Raw genomic sequence first — 17,671 nt, 5'->3', positions numbered from 1 at the left:
GTCTTCTTTACAGAGATACTTTTTGTTCGACTTTTTTGAATGTTTCAATCACATCACCGACTTTCACATCATCATAGTTGGAGATTATCACACCACATTCATAACCGTTTCCGATTTCTTCCACATCATCTTTAAAGCGTTTCAGTGATACAAGTTCACCCTCATAGGCAACAACACCTTCACGAATAACACGCACAAGTCCGCCACGGATAAGTTTGCCATCAACAACAAGACATCCTGCAACCATGCCTTTTGGAGATTTAAAGACATCTTTAACTTCCGCCTGACCTGTATTTTCTTCCGTAAATTTCGGAGCCATCATACCTGTTAACATACCTGTCATATCATCAAGAAGCTGATAAATAATAGAATAGGTTCTGATATCTACATTTCTCTGTTTTGCAAGTGCTTTTACCGAACCTGTCGGACGAACATTAAAACCGAGTAATACACAGTTTTCAGAGTTGCTTACCAGTTCGACATCACTCTCTGTAATACCGCCGACACCGCTTGAAATAACATCAATTTTCACTTCGTCATTTCTAAGTTCTGTCAATGAACTTCTAATCGCTTCAAGTGAACCGTGAACATCCGTTTTAAGAACCACTTTAAGAGATTTGAGTTTGCCTTCTGCAATCATAGAAGTCATATCTTCCAATGTAGATTTCGTTGATTTTGAAAGCTCTTTGTTTCTCTCATATTCATAACGTTTGTGTGCATACTCTTTGGCTTCTTTATCGCTGTTCATCGCCATCATAATTTCACCGGCTGCAGGGACTTCATTTAGACCTACAACAACTGCTGTATGCGATGGTCCGACTTCTTTAATTTGTTTGCCGTTTTCATTAACAAGAGCTTTCACGCGACCGTACGAACTGCCACAGACTACATTGTTACCGACTTTTAAAGTTCCGTTTTGCACAATTACAGTTGCAACTGGACCACGTCCTTTTTCCAAAGATGATTCAACAACTGCCGCTTTTGCAGGAGCATCAGGGTTGGCTTTGAGTTCTAAAACCTCTGCAGTCAAAAGAATGTTTTCCAGTAAATCATCAATACCCATACCTGTTTTTGCAGAGACAGGCACAAATTCCACATCCCCGCCCCAGTCAACAGGAGAAATACCGTGCTCTGCCATTTGCCCTTTGACAAGATCAGGGTTTGCCGTCTCTTTATCCATCTTGTTCAGTGCCACAATAATCGGTACACCTGAATCTTTGGCAATTTTTATGACTTCAAGTGTTTGTGGTTTCACACCGTCATCAGCAGCAACAACAATAATAACAATATCTGTAATATCTGTACCGCGTTGACGCATAGAACTAAAAGCAGCGTGTCCCGGTGTATCTATGAAAGTAATTGCCTTGCCTTTTTGCTCAATCGTGTAGGCACCGATATGCTGTGTAATTCCACCGGCTTCACCTTCTGTTACTTTTGCTTTTCGTATAGAGTCAAGCAATGAAGTTTTGCCATGATCAACATGTCCCATGATTGTTATAATAGGCGGTCTTTCAACAGCATTAGGATCCTCTTCGTCTGTTTCCTGAACATAGTTAAATTCGTCTTTTGGATCGACAATAGTCACTTCAACACCAAACTCTTCAGAAAGAATTTCAATCTCATCTGCGCCTAAAAAGTCATTTTTCGTCATCATCATGCCAAGATCAAAAAGAACTTTTATGATGTCTGACATCGGACGTTTCAGTTTTTCGGCAAACTCATAGACGCGAATATCTTCAGGAATTTCCACATGTGTGACAATTTCCTCTTCGTGAGATGCTTTTGCATATTTTTTTCTTTTGTCACGAGAAACTTTTCTTCCACGCGGTGCCTGTTTTTTGTTTGCATTTCTACCGGCTGGCTTTGGCGCTCTTGGTTTTCTAGGTTCTTCCGGAGCTATTGGAGCACGTTCTGTTGCATTTAAATCCAACAATGTAACCTGATCATCCATATCCATGGATACTTCAGCCAAAGAACCGCCAAAAATATCAAGTTTTTTCCCTTGATCTTTTTTACTCGTTGGCGCCTGTTTTGTTGTTGACTTTTTCTTTCTTTGTAATTCTGCAAGTGCTTCAGCACTCATTTTTCCATAAGAAGATACTGATGCCTGTTTTTGTGGCATACTGTATGTTTCTTCAACTTTTGGTTTTTTCTTTTTAACAATCTTTAAACCTGATTTTTTAATAGCAGGTCTGAGTGATGGAGATACAACTCTTAATGTCGTTTTCTTCACCTCTTTTTTCGGCGCTTCTTCTTTCTTGAGTGTTTTTTCTTCAACACTTTTCTCTTTTTCGGCTACACTTTCAACTTTTGGCTCTTTTTCAGTTTCAGCTTCTTTTTGGACTTCAGCTTCTTTTTTGACTTCGGTTGGGGTTTCAGTTGCACTCTTTTGTTCAGTTGCAGCTTCTTCTTGTACTGCAGGTGACTCTTGTTCATCTTTTTTTGTTTCTTCAGGAGTATCATCATTAACTTTTTTAGATGTCTTTTTTACAACTTTTGGTTTTTGCGCTTCAGCAGTATCATCACCATTCATTATGTAGTTTGCCAAACTTTCTGCTTGTTCCATTGTTACTACACTTTGTGCAGATTTTACTTCAAGACCCATTTTTTTTGCTTTTTCTAAAACATCTTTAGAAGCTATTCCTAGCTCTTTTGCAATTTCGTGTACTCTAACTTTTTCTATCATCAGTGATGATCTCCTTTAATTTATTCATAAGTTTATCTTTATCTGGGCTTTTGCATTGACGCATTAAAGCTCGAAGAAGTTTTTTCTCTTCTTTTAGACAACTTTGACATAAATAAAAACTTCTTTTCGTCCCGTCAAATGCTGTCAATTCACCATTAAAACATTGCAGTCTCAATAGATTACATTGCGGTTCTCTTATTCTGCAAGAAACGCACATTCTCGTTGGTTGATGAAATTTTTTTGCCATTATATCTAAATCTTACTTTATTTAATAGAGTTATCGCTCTATTATAAGTCCATCATTATCAAAATTCAAAACTTTTACATTAAAGTCAGGAAATTTCTGCTTCATTCTGTTGGCAATCATCGCAGAATCTTCATCATAAACAAGTGAAAAAAATGTAGAACCGCTCCCTGAAAGAGTACTCATCAATGCTCCGCTTTCATAGGCTACCTTTTGTACCGAAAAAAGTTCCGGCAGTGTTTTCATTCTTGCTTTTTGATGAAATCTGTCCTGTGCCGCAAGTTTCAACATTTCCCAGTCTTCATTAAAAAATGCAGCTACAGTCAAGGCTGCATGAGAAAGGTTGTAAACCGCATTCTCTTTCGAATAGGATTTAGGAAGTACGGTCCTGGATTTTGAAGTATTCATCTGCTTGTTCGGAATGACGACTACAGCTTTGAGATAATCCGGCAGATGTTTTTTTTGAGAAAAAACCTTGTTTTTTTCAACTGTTGCAACATTAAATCCACCCATCACAGCAGGTGTAATATTGTCAGGGTGTGATTCATACACAAGTGCGTGATTTAATATACGGCGCTTTGAAACCCTTATACCAGCCGCTTCATGCGCTGAAGCAATCGCTGATACTATAACAGCAGAAGAACTTCCAAGTCCGCGGGACATTGGAATTTGATTATAAAATGTAAATTTGAAATTTTGTTTGTTTTTTATCAATCTTGAATAATGATCATTAAATATGCTGATAAAAAGATTGTTTCCTTTGAGTCTCGGGTTGTTTTCACCCTCACCTTTTATGCTTACACTAAAAAATTTCGAGGGATGAAACTCAACTCTGTTTCTCAAATCTACTGCCAAACCCAGAGTATCAAAACCTGGTCCGAGGTTTGCAGATGTTGCCGGTACACTTATTGTCACTGATTATCCTATCCAACTGCACCTATCATATAAAGGGGCGTTGTATTTGTGCTAAACTCTTTATAATCCAACACATCCGGCAATATAAAATCTGCTTGTGGTGCTGTTTCTATTTTTTGAGTTTTTATCTCTTGGTCTATTTTAACAAAATATAGCTTTCCAATCGCTTTGATAGGCTGATTTTTATTAAAATAAAAAGCATCTGTTGCAAAAAGCGGTATTTTTTTTAATATACTCAGTGATTTCAAAAATATATAGGCTACTTTAATAGACATAAAACTTCCCGGTCCATTGGCATACAAAAGTTTTTTCACCTCATATTTTTCAAATATTTCTTGATAAATTAACGGAAGAATATCAGAACTTTTTTCATGGCTCTGTATCGTTTCTACAAGCTTATTCTCTGCGTATATGCCAATAAGAATCGGTGAACCCAATGCTATACATAGTACATCTACTTTATGCATATGCTTTTTCTAACTCTTTTGTTTTTTCACCGACAAGTTCTACCACTTCATAATTATCAGCATCTTTAAGAAGAGCCAGTGTCAACTTATGATTAAGATCATGACTTCCTGCCAATGCTTCGTAGTTTCCTATGAAATTCATTCCAATTAGACTCATATCTCCAATAGCATCTAAAATTTTATGCCGTACAAACTCATCACTAAATCGTAATCCTTCGGGGTTGAGTATCTTTTTATCATCCAAAACCACTGCATTTTCCAAAGAACCTCCCAGAGCAAGTCCTTTTGAACGCAAGTATTGTACTTCATGTAAAAATCCAAATGTTCTAGCACGAGCAATCTCATTTTTATAACTTTCTTTGGTAAATTTCAATACATACGCTTGTGTCTGAATCACAGGATGAGGAAATTTAATGGTAAAGTCATAGTTTAAATCAGGCGAAGGAGAGAGTTTTACATATTTTTCCCCTTCTTTAATCTCTACCTCTTTTTTAATCATCATAACCTTTTTTGGAATATCAAGCTCTTGTATGCCCGCTTCATCCAAAAGCATACAAAAACTTGCACTGCTGCCGTCCATCACGGGCACTTCATCTGCATCAACAACAACACGAAGATTATCAATGCCGTATGCATACACCGCAGACAAAAGATGTTCTATGGTAGAAATCACATAATTGTCTTTACCTATAACTGTCGCCATTTTCGTATCAACAACATTCTCAGGAACCAAGGGAATAGACACATCCACATCACTTCTATAGAACACAATACCGCTGTTTGACTCCAAAGGTTCTAATCTTAAGCGCACAGGAGAACCTTTGTGCAAGCCTATCCCGACAAGCTCCACACTTTTTTTGATTGTTGTCTGATACATCTGTTATCCTTTATTTGCCATCAATGATTTTTTTAGCACTCTTAATAATATCATTAATATTAAGTTTTATCCACTTTTTGTCCATCCACTCTTGAGGTCGGACTTCAATCCCTTGCACCAATACACCAAAATGCAGATGATCTCCCATCGCATAACCGGTTTTTCCTGTTTTTGCGATAACACTGTTTGGTGCCACCTCATCACCTGCGGAAACTTCAAGACTTGAGCAGTGTCCGTAGAGAGTATAAAGCCCCAGTCCGTGTGCAATAATAGGTGAATTCCCATACAGTCCGTTATAATCTGCAAAGACTACATTCCCGCCGTTTTGTGTGCGTATAGGTGCCATTGCATGACTGGCCATGTCTAAACCCAAATGGTATGCTTCACTGATAAACTGACCTTTGTAGTAGTATTTTCTATGATCTCCAAAGTATGCCACAACCTTTCCGTTTTTCAAAGGATACATTTTTTTAATTTTAAAATCACTGATCATTTCCTGAGGAACGTCTGACGTAAGTTTATGTATCAACGCCTCGTTTTTTTCTCGTATATTTTCATTAATGATTTTAAATCTTTCCAGGGGATCTTCTACTCCCTGAGTCTCATCAAACTCTTCAGCCAGTTCGGCAATTTTTCCGTTTAAAAATTTATCCGAAATTGTAATTTTTGAAAGCCTGTATGTTTTGTTTTTCAAATAAAGCGGAACATAGGTTTTTCTTACATTTCCCGCCGAGTCTTTTGCTACAACTGTTGCTTTAAAACCTTCATCCTGTACGGGCCAGGCAAGCAAAGCTATATAGTATCCCTCTTTATAAAAAGGTTCTACCTTAAAATGTTTATTGTGATTTGATTTTATGTACAACTCTTTTAAGTTTTCATCTTCCGCTTTAAAAATTACAAGGGCCGCACCTCCTCGGGATATTTTATAGGAATTGTTCACAATGTTTACCTGCGGTCTTTTTTTGTCAATTCTCAGTTTAAAAGATTTTACCGCCGTATTGCCATTTAAAAAATTCCATTTACTCGCATCCTGTGCCTGTACAACAATTTCAATATTTTTGTCTTTGATTGCTGAAGCACCTCTTGGCGGTTCTAATTTCAGACTCACTGCTTTTTCGGGATACAGCAGTTGATTGTATAACAACTCACTCTCACCATTTTTGGTTCGCAAAATCACTTTATATGATTTGATACCGCTCTCATCTTCTATCTTTAACGGCAATGGTTTCTTGAGATTCCAGTAACCATTTGTCTGCAGTGTGATTACAGGGGCATTTCTTTCAAACATTGCAGAAAAATAGACATATGCTCCTGCCCCTATAAGAAGGGCCGTTATAAAAAATCCGCCAACCGAAGATCTGTTTTTTTTATTTCTCAAATTATATTTCCTTAATTGATTTTAATATTTTGTTATTTTCGTCACTTTTATAAAGCCTGACTTCTTTTACATGTACCGTTTTCAACACTTCTTTCATTATCTCTTCTGCATCTTTCAACCTTGCACCGCTCGATTTTAAATCTTCATCTGAAACATACATATTCATAACCTGCGCATTGTCACTCTGCAACATCTTTTTATACAGTATGGATTTCAAACGAAACAATGACAGGGGCTCTCTTCTTTGTAAAAACTCTTTACATGTAAGGTGCTCAGCTTTAAGTTCTATAAGCTCAGCAGCCACAACAAAAGCCGTACCCGTGCATTTTGCATTTGAAAACCCCTGTGTAAATTCCAAAAGAGCCCCAAACAGTGCTGTTGCCATTTTTTGATTGATAGAAACACCCTCTTGTTTTAATGCAAAATAGAGTTCTGTTGCATCAGGTTCTGCTTCTATTATACAGTCTGCCTGCTTTGGTACAGTATCACGTACGCGGCTAAACCACGGTAAAAAAGAAAACTTCTCATCAATTTGTCCGATAGCTACCAGGGAGACTTTTTTATGCAGCGCCAATACATAAGAATACAGGGCATTTGCATTTGCAAATGAAATGTTGTCTGTTTGAATTACTATATGTTTAGCACTTTTTATATCATCAAAAGCTCTCAAATGTCTACTTTTTTAAATATAATTATATACTATTTTTTATTCATCTTGTAAACATAGGCTAAAACTTCGGCTACAGCATGAAACAATGCTTCGGGAATAGGCTTGTCTACATCAACTTCTTTGTAAAGACTTCTGGCCAAAGAGGGGTTTTGTACAATATGCACATGATTCTCTCTGGCTATTTTCTTGATTTGCTGTGCTATATGATCCATTCCTTTTGCAATGACAATCGGAGCCCGTGCCTTTGCCTCATCATATTTTATGGCAACAGCATAATGCGTAGGATTCGTTATCACCACATCGGCATTTGGAACTTCTGCCATCATCCTTTTTCGGGAAGCTTCCATCTGAATCTGTCGGATTTTTGATTTTATGAGTGGATCACCCTCCATATTTTTCATTTCATCCTTAATCTCCTGTTTTGACATTTTCAACCCGTTAAAATACTGTTTTCTTACAATAATTATATCTATAATTGCAAAAATAAAGATAATAAAGAGCATCACAAAAGCAATAATTATCATTTTGTCTTTGAGCCAGACAAGCTGATCATGCAGTCCAAAAAGTGCAACTGTCGGCAACTCTTCAATAAAATAGAAGAAAAACAAAAAACCGACACCAAGAGTTGTAAAAGATTTCAGTGTTACTTTCACACCTTCAATAAGCTTTTTTAAGGAAAAAAGATTCTTTGTTCCTTTAATGGGGTCAATCTTTTTAAAGTCCGGCATAATAGCCTTTGTCGTAAATAAAAATCCAAACTGTGCAAGTGCAGCCACTACACCGGCAATCGCCACAGCAGCAGCCAGAGGAATGACCATAAGCAAAAACTCCCTTATAGTAACAATGGCAATATCTATTGCAAACAATTTGTCTACAGGCATGCCTATAAGGGAAAAATAGTATTGAAAAAGACGAATCATATGTGTTGCCATATAAGGAAAAAGCATTAAAATACCAAGTATGGCAACAAAAAGTGTTATAACTCCCGAAGTGTCCTGGGACTTTGGAACATTCCCCTCTTTTCGGGCATCTTCTATTTTCTTGGGGGTGGGTTCTTCTGTCTTTTCAGCATCATCAGCCATAAATTATGACCTCTAATCCATTTTCATTGACAAATCAATCCAGTTGGCCTGATGCACCAATGAACCTGAGCTGATGGCATCTACTCCTGTTTTTGCATAAGATTCAATGGTCTCCAAAGAGATGTTTCCACTCGCTTCTAAAAGGATATGCGGATAGTTTTCATTTCTAAAAGCCACAACCTCTTCCACCTGGGCCGGTGTCATATTATCACACATAACGATATCTGCCTGCGCCTGCATGGCCTCTTGTGCTATAAAAAGTGTATCGGTCTCTACTTCAATTTTTGCAGTAAATGGAATAACCTTTCTTGCATTTTCTATATAGCTTTGCAGGTTTTGAATTGTTTTGAGATGGGTGTCTTTTATCATCAGAGAGTCATCAAGTCCCATTCTGTGATTTACAGCACCGCCACAGCGTGTTGCATACTTTTCAAATATTCGTAACAATGGTCTTGTTTTTCTTGTGTCCAACAGTTTTACCCTGTATGGCTCTATTATTGCGACATATCTTCTTGTCAGTGTAGCAATGGAACTTGCGTGTAAAAGCATATCCAAAACTGTTCTTTCACAGCGAAGCAGTGTATGCGAATCTGCTTCTAAAACCGCAATCGTTTCTCCACTGTGAAATGCCTGCTTGTCAGATTTCAACCATTGAACAGAAAACTTTTCAAGCTTTGCCAAAACGTCTATATATTTTTGTCCCGCAACAACACCATCACTTTTTGCTATGATTTTAGCACTTGCAGGTACCGCAGGCTCTACGAGTGCATATAAATCACCACGCCCCACATCTTCAGCCAAGGCTTCTTTTACAAACTCTTCTATCATAATGCCAACATTCGCTCTAATGCGATTTTTGCCCATTTTTGCGTTTTTGGATCAACTTCTATCTCGTTTATCGGCTCGCCCTCATCTATCGCTTTGAGTGTCAGATAGACATCTTCAAGGGTTGTTTCATTCATTGTCGGACATTCCGGTTTTGTGGAGCTTAACACATAGGTATTTTTTGGTCGCAGTCGATTTACCATATTAAACTCTGTTCCCACAGCTACTTTTTGATCCTCCGGGAGCTCTGTTATATATTTGATAAGCTGTGAGGTTGAACCTACAAAATCACTGGCATCACAAACAGCCGGGTCACATTCGGGATGTGTTGCAATTTTTATACCCGGAAATTTTTTACGGTAAAAAGCTATATCATCGAGTGTAAAAAGCTGATGCACCGAGCAAAAACCGTCATAACAGATAATGTCTGCCTCTTTTGGATCACCCTCTTGCCCAATCACCATAGATTTGAGTCCCATCTGGTTGGCAATATTTTGTCCAAGACACCGATCAGGGACAAAAAGAATTTTCTTTCCCTCCTCCAATGCTGTTGTAATGATTTTTTTGGCATTCGAACTTGTACAGACCATTCCGCCCATCTCTCCGACTTTTGCTTTTACCTCAGCATTTGAATTGATGTAGGTGATCGGCAAAATATTTTCTTTGGCAATGCCGTTGTCTTCTAAAAATTTCACAGAATCATCATAATAAAGAGAGTCAATCATGCGCGCCATTGCACAGCAGGCAATTTTTGGCATAACGACACGCTTGTGTGGTGAAAGAACTTTCACGCTCTGCCCCATAAATCCGACACCGCAAAAGAGTACAAATTCTGCATCATCTGCCATTGTTCTCATAGCCAATTCTAATGAATCGCCTGTAATATCAGCAAGTTCAAACACTTCATCACGCTGATAAAAGTGTGCAACAACTGTGACACTCAGTTTTTCTTTGAGCTCGGAAATTCGTTTTTTTAATTCATCATTTGTTAACTGCAAAAAATCATCCTGTTTACTAAGTGCCTGACCAGAATAAATGACATATTTAACAACACACAAAGGGTTTAGTTTCAAGGCGAACTTTTGTTGGCGATACTGGTATCGTTAACGAAAGTTCAACGCAGGAAATGAGTCCTTTGTATGTTGCCCTTCGGGTGAAGAGAGAAAATACAATCTAACTTCGTTGAAAATCCTTGAAGCTACTAGTAGCTCCTACGGATTTTCGCCTTGTATCTTGCATTTTCTCTCTTCATTAAATTATGTCATTTATTCTGGTCAGGCACTTACAATTTTATTATTATGCAATTATATCAAAATATATTTAGCATAAAAACTGTAGAATGCTGTCACTCAAATAATTTAAGGTAATTTATGGATTTTTTATTTAATATCAATGTACAGTTTTATATTGCTGCATATCTCATTGGAGGTATTCCTTTTGGTCTTTTGCTTGCAAAGAAATTTGCAGGTGTTGATGTCAAGTCAGCAGGAAGCGGCAGTATCGGTGCTACAAATGTTTTACGCGTTGTCAAGGAAAAAAATCCGGATCTGGCAAAAAAACTCGGTATTGCAACTCTTGTATTGGATGCACTCAAAGGTGTCAGCGTTTTGGCTGTTGCCTACTTCATGGGGCTTGACGAATCCGTTTTATGGGCTATTGCTGTTTTGGCAGTTTTGGGTCATTGTTTTTCTCCCTATCTTGGATTTGAAGGAGGCAAAGGTATTGCAACAGGCATGGGTGTTATGATGTTTCTTTTACCGCTGGAGACCACCATTGCTCTTGTTGTGTGGCTTGTTATGGCTAAAACAGTCCGTATCTCTTCTGTCTCTTCCCTCACGGGTGTTTTCTCTTTGCTTGTTGCAAGTTTTATCATACATCCGAATATGCCGCATGCACCGGTTGTATTTATTGTATTTATCCTGTTTTACAAACATATCCCTAATATCGTTCGTGTCATCAAGGGCGAAGAAAAAAGAGTCATATAAATTGAAAATTCATATAGAAGCGTTACACTTTACATGTATCATCGGTATTTTGGAACATGAAAGACAAAATGAGCAAAAAGTCATTATTGATGTTGCAATAGAGTATGATTTTGAGGATAATGTTTTTATAAACTATGCGGAGGTGGCAGAATTTATAAAAACAGATATGCAAAACAAAAAATATTTACTTATTGAAGATGCGCTTCAGGATTTGAGCAGAGCGCTTAAAAATAAATTTTCGAAAATAAATACTCTTTATCTGAAAATAACAAAACCCTCCATTTTACCCGACTGCAAGGTCAGTGTAAGCAATATTACAAACTTCCAATCTTAATCCTAACTTCATTTTTTTTTAAAAAAAATTGAAAAAAACTTTAAAGTAACCTAAATTTATGCTATTATTCCACCAAATATTTAAGCACAGGAAAGAATTAATGCGTATATTAATTATAGAAGACGAAGTAACATTAAACAAAATGTTAGCAGAAGGACTCAAAGAATTTGGTTACCAAAGTGATGTAGTAGAGACATTAAAAGATGGTGAATACTATTTAGACATCCGTAACTATGATTTGGTTCTGATGGACTGGATGCTTCCCGACGGAAATTCAGTGGATATCATAGGTGATATCAAAACAAAAACTCCTAAGACAGTTGTTGTTGTTATTTCAGCCAGAGATGATAATGAAAGTGAAATCGAAGCACTGCGCGCCGGTGCTGATGACTACATAAGAAAACCTTTTGATTTTGATGTATTGATCGCTCGTATTGAAGCGCGTTTACGTTTTGGCGGAAGCAATATTATAGAGATTGAAGACTTGACTATTAATCCTGAAGAAGAAAAAATCACTTATAAAGAGACTGAAATAGAACTCAAAGGAAAACCTTTTGAAGTACTGACTCACCTTGCACGTCATCGTGATCAAATTGTTTCCAAAGAACAGCTTCTTGATGCTATCTGGGAAGAGCCTGAACTCGTTACACCAAATGTCATTGAAGTAGCAATCAACCAGATTCGACAAAAAATGGACAAACCATTATCAATCACTACTATAGAAACTGTACGTCGTCGAGGCTACCGCTTCTGCTTTCCAAAAGAAGTCTAATAAAATTTTAAATAATGATATAATTTCATAAAAATATTTATGGGGTTATATCATGTTCTCTTCACGAAGCATTCGGACAAACTTTTTAATCAAACTGATATTTTCATCACTGACCCTGATTATTATCTTTTCATCTCTGCTCTATTTTTATATAGAAAAATCAATATATGATGAGAAAAAAGAGGAATTGGTACAATATGCCAAAAATATTTCTGCATACAAATCAGTTTTTCAGGCAGATGAATCAATGGGAGAAAGCTTTTTCTCTTTAAATGTCGGCATCATTAATTTAAAAAATTCTCATACCGGCATGGATATCTATGAAACCTCCAAGAACAATCATACTTTTTTAACGCTCATCTATCCGTTTAACCTTGATGATAAAAGCTATCTGAAAATCACCAAAGATATCACACAGACAAAGCATCTTCTGAAAAAAATTCAAAGATATATTTTTGTTATCAATATAGCAAGTATCCTGCTTGTTATTATCTATGCTATTGCCTTGTCCAAAATGCTTATTGCTCCTATTCAGACATTTTCAAACAAACTGGCAAATATGAATGAACATCTCATCACAGAGATAGATATGAACAAACTTCCTAAAGAGTTTGAACCTTTGGGGGCAACGCTCAACCATCTGATTTTAAGAATTGAAAATTTTGTCAAATATCAAAAAGAGCTTTTTATAGGAACCGCACATGAATTAAAAACTCCCCTGGCGGTTATAAAACTAAAAAACCAGGTAACTCTCATAAAAAAACGCTCACCCGAGGAGTATATAGAAGCTATAAAAACAACAAACAAAACTGTAGACGAAATGAATATAATTATAACAAACATACTCAACATAGGCCGTCAGGAAGGTGCACAGCTTGACAGACCTATAGAGGTGGATGTCATAGCATTTTTAAAACAAAAAGCGAATGACTTCAAACTTCTTGCCGAAAACGAGGGCAAACAGCTGCATATGGATTTTAAACCCGACGGATTTATGGCAACCCTGCAGATAAGTCTTTTAAACCAGATTCTGCAAAACTTTTTGCAAAATGCCATTAAATTTACTCCCAAGGACAAATCTATCATTCTCAGAAGCTCACAGGATGATGTCGGATTACTCATAGAAGTTGTAGATGAAGGATGTGGAATTGATGACAGCATAGATTTATTTGCACCGTTTAAGCGCCAGGGAAACAAATCCGGCGTCGGGCTTGGTCTTTTCTTGGCAAAAAGCGCCGCAGATGCCTTAGGTGCGAAAATAAGCATAAGAAACAGAGAAGACGGAATTGACGGAACAGTTGCATCTTTGCAGCTCAATTCTAAATTATCCTGTATAATTCCAAAGAAGAGGTAATCTTTCAAAAATAATAAAGCTTTAATTTGCTATAAATCGTCAGATTAAAAAATAAATATAAAATATAAGGTTTTTGAATATGGCTTTAATAATAAATGATGAATGTATAGCATGTGATGCATGTAGAGAAGAATGTCCGACACTGGCAATAGAAGAAGGTGACCCGATTTACTATATTGACCCTGACAGATGTACTGAGTGTGTCGGCATATATGATGAACCTGCCTGTATATCTGTTTGTCCTGTTGACTGCATAGTGCCGGATAAAGACAATGTTGAAACTGTGGCAGAACTGCAGTTTAAATATAAAAATTTAGAAATAGAAGAGTAGTTCTTTGGCAAAGCGTGTTACGATCATAGATATAGGCTCCAATTCAGTGAGAATGGTAATATATGAGAAAGTATCACGTTTTGCTTTTCATTTGCTTCATGAAGAGAAGTCAAAAGTCAGAATTTCTGAAGATGCCTACAAACATGGCGGAGCTCTGCAAGAGATTCCTATGCAAAGAGCCTTTGATGCACTGAGTGACTTTATACAGATCAGTAACTCTTTCAAAGCGAACAAACTCTTTTGTGTTGCGACTTCGGCACTCAGAGATGCCCCCAATAAAAAAGATTTTTTACAAAAAGTAAAAAAAGAACTCAAACTCAATATAAAAATTATCAGTGGTGAAAAAGAAGCCTACTTCGGAGGCATTGCCTGTGCCAATCTTTTGCCAATGCAGGAGAATGCACTCAGCATAGATATAGGAGGAGGCTCTACTGAGCTTGCCTATATAGACAAAAACAATGTTTCACATCCTCTGTCTCTAAAACTTGGAACAGTGCGCCTTAAAGAGCTTTATTTTGATGCTGATGACATAGAAGGTGCCATCAGGTATATTGACGAACAACTACAAATGCTTCCTGCGATGAAAGTTGAAACGCTCATCGGAATCGGCGGAACATTTCGGGCAATATCGAGCTCCATCATGAAGAGAGAAACGTATCCGCTGAATAAACTTCACGCTTATGAATTTAAGGTCACTGTGTTGCAGGAGTTTATAGAAGAACTGCTCAATGCAAAAAGCAACAAAGAACTCAAAAGCCTTTTTATCAACAGCAACAGATTTGATGTCATTAAACCCGGTACGCTTATTTTACAAAGACTTATCAAAAAGATAAATATCTCAAAAGTGATTACAAGCGGTGTAGGTGTACGAGAGGGTGTGTATCTGAGTGATTTGCTAAGGAATTCCAAACATAAATTTCCGCACAATTACAATACCTCCGTGCGCTACATTATAGACTCGCATATAAAAGACAGGCAGTTTTCAAATAATTTAAGCCTATTGGCTAAAAAACTCTTTGATTTAACCCATGAATATTTCGGTATAGATTACAAATACAGATACAATCTTGCCTTAGCCGCAAAATTATACCCCGCAGGAAGCAGTGTCCATTTTTATTCCCAAAACAAGCATACCTATTATTTGATAAAAAGTGCCCTGGAGTTTGGTTTCAGACATCACGATATCATGCTCATTGCCACATTGACCAAGTACGCCAAGAACAAACTGCCATCGAGTACCCATTTACAACTCTACAAAAAACTGCTTCCCAAAGAACAAGTTACGAAAACACTCAGTTTTTTGCTCTCTTTAAGCATAGCCCTCTTAAGCCACAGGCCAAGAAACCTGGATTTTGAACTGCAGTTTGAGAAAAACACTTTACATGTAAACTCTTCCAAAAAGCTTTATCTTTCAAAAGAGGCAGTGGCAAAACTCGAATGCGAACATCAAAAATTTAAAGTCTTATTCTAAAATCTCTGTCCCATTGTAAACTCAAAGGTTGCAGTCTGATCGCCATCCTGAGGGTTTATCGGACGGGCAAACATTAGCTGAATCGGGCCGACAGGTGAAAACCACTCCAGTCCAAGTCCATATCCGGCTCTTGAAATATTGTTGGTTAGTAAATTATCTGTTACATTATCCGAAATCATTCCCCAGTCTGCAAAAGCCACTATGCGCATTTTTGCCTTTGGTATCAAAGGCATACTCAACTCTATATTATTTGAAAAAGTTTGTGTTCCGCCCACTCTTCTTATTCCGTCCACTGCAGTAGCATCGGCTACAGTCGGAGAGAGTGTATATGCCTGGTACCCTCGCACACTTCCAATCCCGCCCATATAAAATTTTTCGGCAAGAGGAATGTATCCGTTGTCTATAATTGCATAATATCTGGCTTTGTATCTAAAAATAGCATCAAATCCCAAAATATCTTCCAAACCATAATACTTGGAAAAATTTGTTCTTGCTTTTATAAAATTTGCTGTACCTCCTAATCCAGATTTCTCAATACTCTGAGAGAGTGTAAAGCCTTTACGAGGTAAATAAAAATCATCAGTATTATCCCATTTCACACTTACTGTTACACTACTTTTTGTATATGATTCAAAAGCATTTATATCATATGCACTTGCATTAAAATCATCTCCAAAAGTATAACTGTTACTTGAGTAGCCATAGCCAATATATCCGCTAATATAACGTGTAAAACGGTGTCCAATCCCCATCGTTAAACCGGTACTTAAAACTGAATAGTCTATGTAATCAGTAGCTGACTGATAAATAGAAAAATTTCCACTGAAATCACTGTCATTGAGACGAGGATTCGAAATATTAAAAGAGTAGTTCTGTGTTGTCTGAGACTTTTCAGCCTTTACTCCGACATTAATTCCCGAACCCCAAACATTTCTGTCATTAATGCCTATACTGAGCAAAATTCCGCCATAACTTCCATATCCTCCACCCAGCTGAATATTTCCGGTTGGTGCTTCTTTCACTTTAACAATCAAATCCATAGTCTTGTTGTCAATTCTTTTTTCTTCTATAGTATTACCATCAAAGAACCCAAGCCTTCCAAGTGCTGCACGGGAATCGGTCAGGTCTGTCAATGAATATATATCATTCGGACCCAAATACAACTCTCGGCGAATCACCCTGTCAAGTGTTCTGTTATTGCCTGAAATTAAAACATTTCTGATTCTTACTTTTTCACCGGGCAGAACTTTAAACACCACTTCAACTGTATGGTTTTCTTTATTTTTTTTCAAGTCAGGCACTACCTGAACAAAGGCGTAGCCCAAATCTGCAACAAGTGTTTTAATTTTCTTTGAATCTTCTCTAAAAGTTTTGATATTGAAAGTTTCATCTTTTTTCAGCGAGATGGCATCTCGCAATTTTGCATCATCTGCAACATGGACAAGTTGATTGACAGAAATTTTACTTATTTTATACGGTTTGCCTTCTGAAATCAGATAACTCATATCAGCGCTGTAGTTGTCAAAATCAACCCGGACAAAAGGTTCATCAACTTTGGCATCCAGATACCCGTACTGCATATAATAGTCACGTATTCTCAGGTTGTCATATTCCAAATCTCTCAGACTCATTTTACCGTCATTCTGTCCCCAGAACCAACCCATAAATTCTTGCTCTTTGTTGGCTATAACATCATCAAAATCATCCGGATCCAAACCGTAAACACCACTGTATTGCAATTTTTTTATAATGATTTCTTCGCCTTCATTCACAACAAAAGTAACTTTTACACTTCCGTTTTCCAAATAGGTCGTTTCAACTTCTACGACACTGTCAATTTTGCCTTCTTGCGAAATAGCGTCAATGATTCTTTTTTTGGCAGCTTCAATTTTCTTTTCATCATATAACGACCCTTTTTTGATTTGAATGACAGACTCTTTGACCTCATCATCATCTTCTTTCCAGCCCTTGAGTTCCACCTTGGATATAATTGCTTTTTCTTTAAAATAAAAAGTAAGTTTTCCCTTCTCGTCAAATTCTGTCCAGATATCATTAAAATAGCCTTGGTCAAAATATTTTTTAATCGCTTTGTCAACCATCTCTTTGTCTATGTCATCACCTTCACCAAATCCTAAAATTCTCAAGGCAACCGGCTTGGAAAGGTGGATTAATCCATTATAGTCAATAGTTTTCACTACACGCGCATATATATTGGTTGTCAACACAACCAGCAAAAAAGACAAAAGTATTTTCATTCATATTCCATTTAAAAAATTAGTA

17 protein-coding genes are annotated in these 17,671 nt (G+C 37.1%); 6 read left to right on the top strand and 11 right to left on the bottom strand.

From position 1 onward, the window contains the following. Nucleotides 1–7: 7 nt before the first annotated feature. Genes infB through nadA form a run of 10 tightly spaced genes read right to left on the bottom strand, consistent with a single transcriptional unit; the run spans nucleotide 8 to nucleotide 10,142 of the window. On the bottom strand, nucleotides 8–2,686 hold the full coding sequence (gene infB / locus FJR45_RS03920) for a translation initiation factor IF-2 (protein WP_193151442.1): 2,679 nt from the start codon (nucleotides 2,684–2,686) through the stop codon (nucleotides 8–10). Continuing rightward, nucleotides 2,670–2,933 carry a YlxR family protein gene (locus tag FJR45_RS12395; protein ID WP_151900792.1) on the bottom strand — a complete coding sequence of 88 codons (264 nt, stop codon included), beginning with the start codon at nucleotides 2,931–2,933 and terminating at the stop codon, nucleotides 2,670–2,672. Before FJR45_RS12395 ends, infB begins: the two co-directional genes overlap by 17 nt. A gap of 30 nt (nucleotides 2,934–2,963) precedes the next feature. Continuing rightward, nucleotides 2,964–3,845, bottom strand: a complete 882-nt coding sequence (thrB, locus tag FJR45_RS03915; RefSeq protein ID WP_193151441.1) for a homoserine kinase — start codon at nucleotides 3,843–3,845, stop codon at nucleotides 2,964–2,966. 8 nt (nucleotides 3,846–3,853) lie between these two features. Then, nucleotides 3,854–4,312: a hypothetical protein gene (locus tag FJR45_RS03910; RefSeq protein WP_193151440.1), complete on the bottom strand. Its 459-nt coding sequence runs from the start codon at nucleotides 4,310–4,312 to the stop codon at nucleotides 3,854–3,856. Next, complete coding sequence (gene lpxC / locus FJR45_RS03905; protein WP_193151439.1) at nucleotides 4,305–5,189, bottom strand: UDP-3-O-acyl-N-acetylglucosamine deacetylase; 885 nt, start codon at nucleotides 5,187–5,189, stop codon at nucleotides 4,305–4,307. The genes FJR45_RS03910 and lpxC overlap by 8 nt, the downstream gene beginning before the upstream one ends. Nucleotides 5,190–5,199: 10 nt before the next feature. Beyond that, a complete protein-coding gene (gene pgp6 / locus FJR45_RS03900; protein ID WP_193151438.1) occupies nucleotides 5,200–6,567 on the bottom strand; it encodes a peptidoglycan metallopeptidase Pgp6 in 1,368 nt (455 codons plus the stop codon). Nucleotide 6,568: 1 nt separating this feature from the next. Further along, nucleotides 6,569–7,237, bottom strand: a complete 669-nt coding sequence (locus FJR45_RS03895) for a DHH family phosphoesterase (RefSeq protein WP_193151437.1) — start codon at nucleotides 7,235–7,237, stop codon at nucleotides 6,569–6,571. 29 nt (nucleotides 7,238–7,266) lie between these two features. After that, entirely contained in the window at nucleotides 7,267–8,319 is a 1,053-nt protein-coding gene (gene flhB, locus FJR45_RS03890) for a flagellar biosynthesis protein FlhB (RefSeq protein WP_193151436.1), read from the bottom strand. Between the two features lie 12 nt (nucleotides 8,320–8,331). After that, nucleotides 8,332–9,147, bottom strand: coding sequence for a carboxylating nicotinate-nucleotide diphosphorylase (nadC, locus tag FJR45_RS03885; RefSeq protein WP_193151888.1), 816 nt, complete (start codon nucleotides 9,145–9,147; stop codon nucleotides 8,332–8,334). Continuing rightward, the gene (nadA, locus tag FJR45_RS03880) at nucleotides 9,144–10,142 is read right to left on the bottom strand and encodes a quinolinate synthase NadA (protein ID WP_193151435.1); all 999 of its coding nucleotides are present in this window, start codon (nucleotides 10,140–10,142) and stop codon (nucleotides 9,144–9,146) included. The genes nadC and nadA overlap by 4 nt, the downstream gene beginning before the upstream one ends. 372 nt (nucleotides 10,143–10,514) lie before the next feature. Between nadA and plsY the strand changes: the two genes are divergently transcribed. The 6 genes from plsY to FJR45_RS03850 all read left to right on the top strand — a co-directional run bounded on the left by plsY (nucleotide 10,515) and on the right by FJR45_RS03850 (nucleotide 15,391). Further along, nucleotides 10,515–11,129 carry a glycerol-3-phosphate 1-O-acyltransferase PlsY gene (gene plsY, locus FJR45_RS03875; RefSeq protein ID WP_193151434.1) on the top strand — a complete coding sequence of 205 codons (615 nt, stop codon included), beginning with the start codon at nucleotides 10,515–10,517 and terminating at the stop codon, nucleotides 11,127–11,129. Nucleotide 11,130: 1 nt separating this feature from the next. After that, nucleotides 11,131–11,463: a dihydroneopterin aldolase gene (locus FJR45_RS03870; RefSeq protein ID WP_193151433.1), complete on the top strand. Its 333-nt coding sequence runs from the start codon at nucleotides 11,131–11,133 to the stop codon at nucleotides 11,461–11,463. Between the two features lie 100 nt (nucleotides 11,464–11,563). Beyond that, entirely contained in the window at nucleotides 11,564–12,235 is a 672-nt protein-coding gene (hsrA, locus tag FJR45_RS03865; protein ID WP_193151432.1) for a homeostatic response regulator transcription factor HsrA, read from the top strand. A 52-nt stretch (nucleotides 12,236–12,287) separates the two neighbouring features. Next, the gene (locus tag FJR45_RS03860; protein WP_193151431.1) at nucleotides 12,288–13,589 is read left to right on the top strand and encodes a sensor histidine kinase; all 1,302 of its coding nucleotides are present in this window, start codon (nucleotides 12,288–12,290) and stop codon (nucleotides 13,587–13,589) included. A 79-nt stretch (nucleotides 13,590–13,668) separates the two neighbouring features. Next, on the top strand, nucleotides 13,669–13,920 hold the full coding sequence (locus FJR45_RS03855; RefSeq protein ID WP_151900803.1) for a YfhL family 4Fe-4S dicluster ferredoxin: 252 nt from the start codon (nucleotides 13,669–13,671) through the stop codon (nucleotides 13,918–13,920). A 4-nt stretch (nucleotides 13,921–13,924) separates the two neighbouring features. Then, a complete protein-coding gene (locus FJR45_RS03850) occupies nucleotides 13,925–15,391 on the top strand; it encodes a Ppx/GppA phosphatase family protein (RefSeq protein ID WP_193151430.1) in 1,467 nt (488 codons plus the stop codon). Here the strand turns inward: FJR45_RS03850 and bamA are convergent. Then, nucleotides 15,388–17,646 carry an outer membrane protein assembly factor BamA gene (gene bamA / locus FJR45_RS03845; protein ID WP_193151429.1) on the bottom strand — a complete coding sequence of 753 codons (2,259 nt, stop codon included), beginning with the start codon at nucleotides 17,644–17,646 and terminating at the stop codon, nucleotides 15,388–15,390. The two genes, FJR45_RS03850 and bamA, sit on opposite strands and share 4 nt — an antisense overlap. Nucleotides 17,647–17,671 lie beyond the last annotated feature (25 nt).

The organism is Sulfurimonas sediminis, assembly GCF_014905115.1.
GTDB classification, from domain to species: Bacteria; Campylobacterota; Campylobacteria; order Campylobacterales; family Sulfurimonadaceae; genus Sulfurimonas; species Sulfurimonas sediminis.
This window is presented reverse-complemented; position numbering and strand designations above follow the sequence as displayed.

What these genes read in the sequence shown, in the direction of transcription:
- infB (WP_193151442.1), bottom strand. Translation starts at nt 2,686, where the DNA reads ATGATAGAAAAAGTTAGAGTACACGAAATTGCAAAAGAGCTAGGAATA.
- FJR45_RS12395 (WP_151900792.1), bottom strand. Translation starts at nt 2,933, where the DNA reads ATGGCAAAAAAATTTCATCAACCAACGAGAATGTGCGTTTCTTGCAGA.
- FJR45_RS03910 (WP_193151440.1), bottom strand. Translation starts at nt 4,312, where the DNA reads ATGCATAAAGTAGATGTACTATGTATAGCATTGGGTTCACCGATTCTT.
- lpxC (WP_193151439.1), bottom strand. Translation starts at nt 5,189, where the DNA reads ATGTATCAGACAACAATCAAAAAAAGTGTGGAGCTTGTCGGGATAGGC.
- flhB (WP_193151436.1), bottom strand. Translation starts at nt 8,319, where the DNA reads ATGGCTGATGATGCTGAAAAGACAGAAGAACCCACCCCCAAGAAAATA.
- nadC (WP_193151888.1), bottom strand. Translation starts at nt 9,147, where the DNA reads ATGATAGAAGAGTTTGTAAAAGAAGCCTTGGCTGAAGATGTGGGGCGT.
- plsY (WP_193151434.1), top strand. Translation starts at nt 10,515, where the DNA reads ATGGATTTTTTATTTAATATCAATGTACAGTTTTATATTGCTGCATAT.
- hsrA (WP_193151432.1), top strand. Translation starts at nt 11,564, where the DNA reads ATGCGTATATTAATTATAGAAGACGAAGTAACATTAAACAAAATGTTA.
- FJR45_RS03860 (WP_193151431.1), top strand. Translation starts at nt 12,288, where the DNA reads ATGTTCTCTTCACGAAGCATTCGGACAAACTTTTTAATCAAACTGATA.
- FJR45_RS03855 (WP_151900803.1), top strand. Translation starts at nt 13,669, where the DNA reads ATGGCTTTAATAATAAATGATGAATGTATAGCATGTGATGCATGTAGA.
- bamA (WP_193151429.1), bottom strand. Translation starts at nt 17,646, where the DNA reads ATGAAAATACTTTTGTCTTTTTTGCTGGTTGTGTTGACAACCAATATA.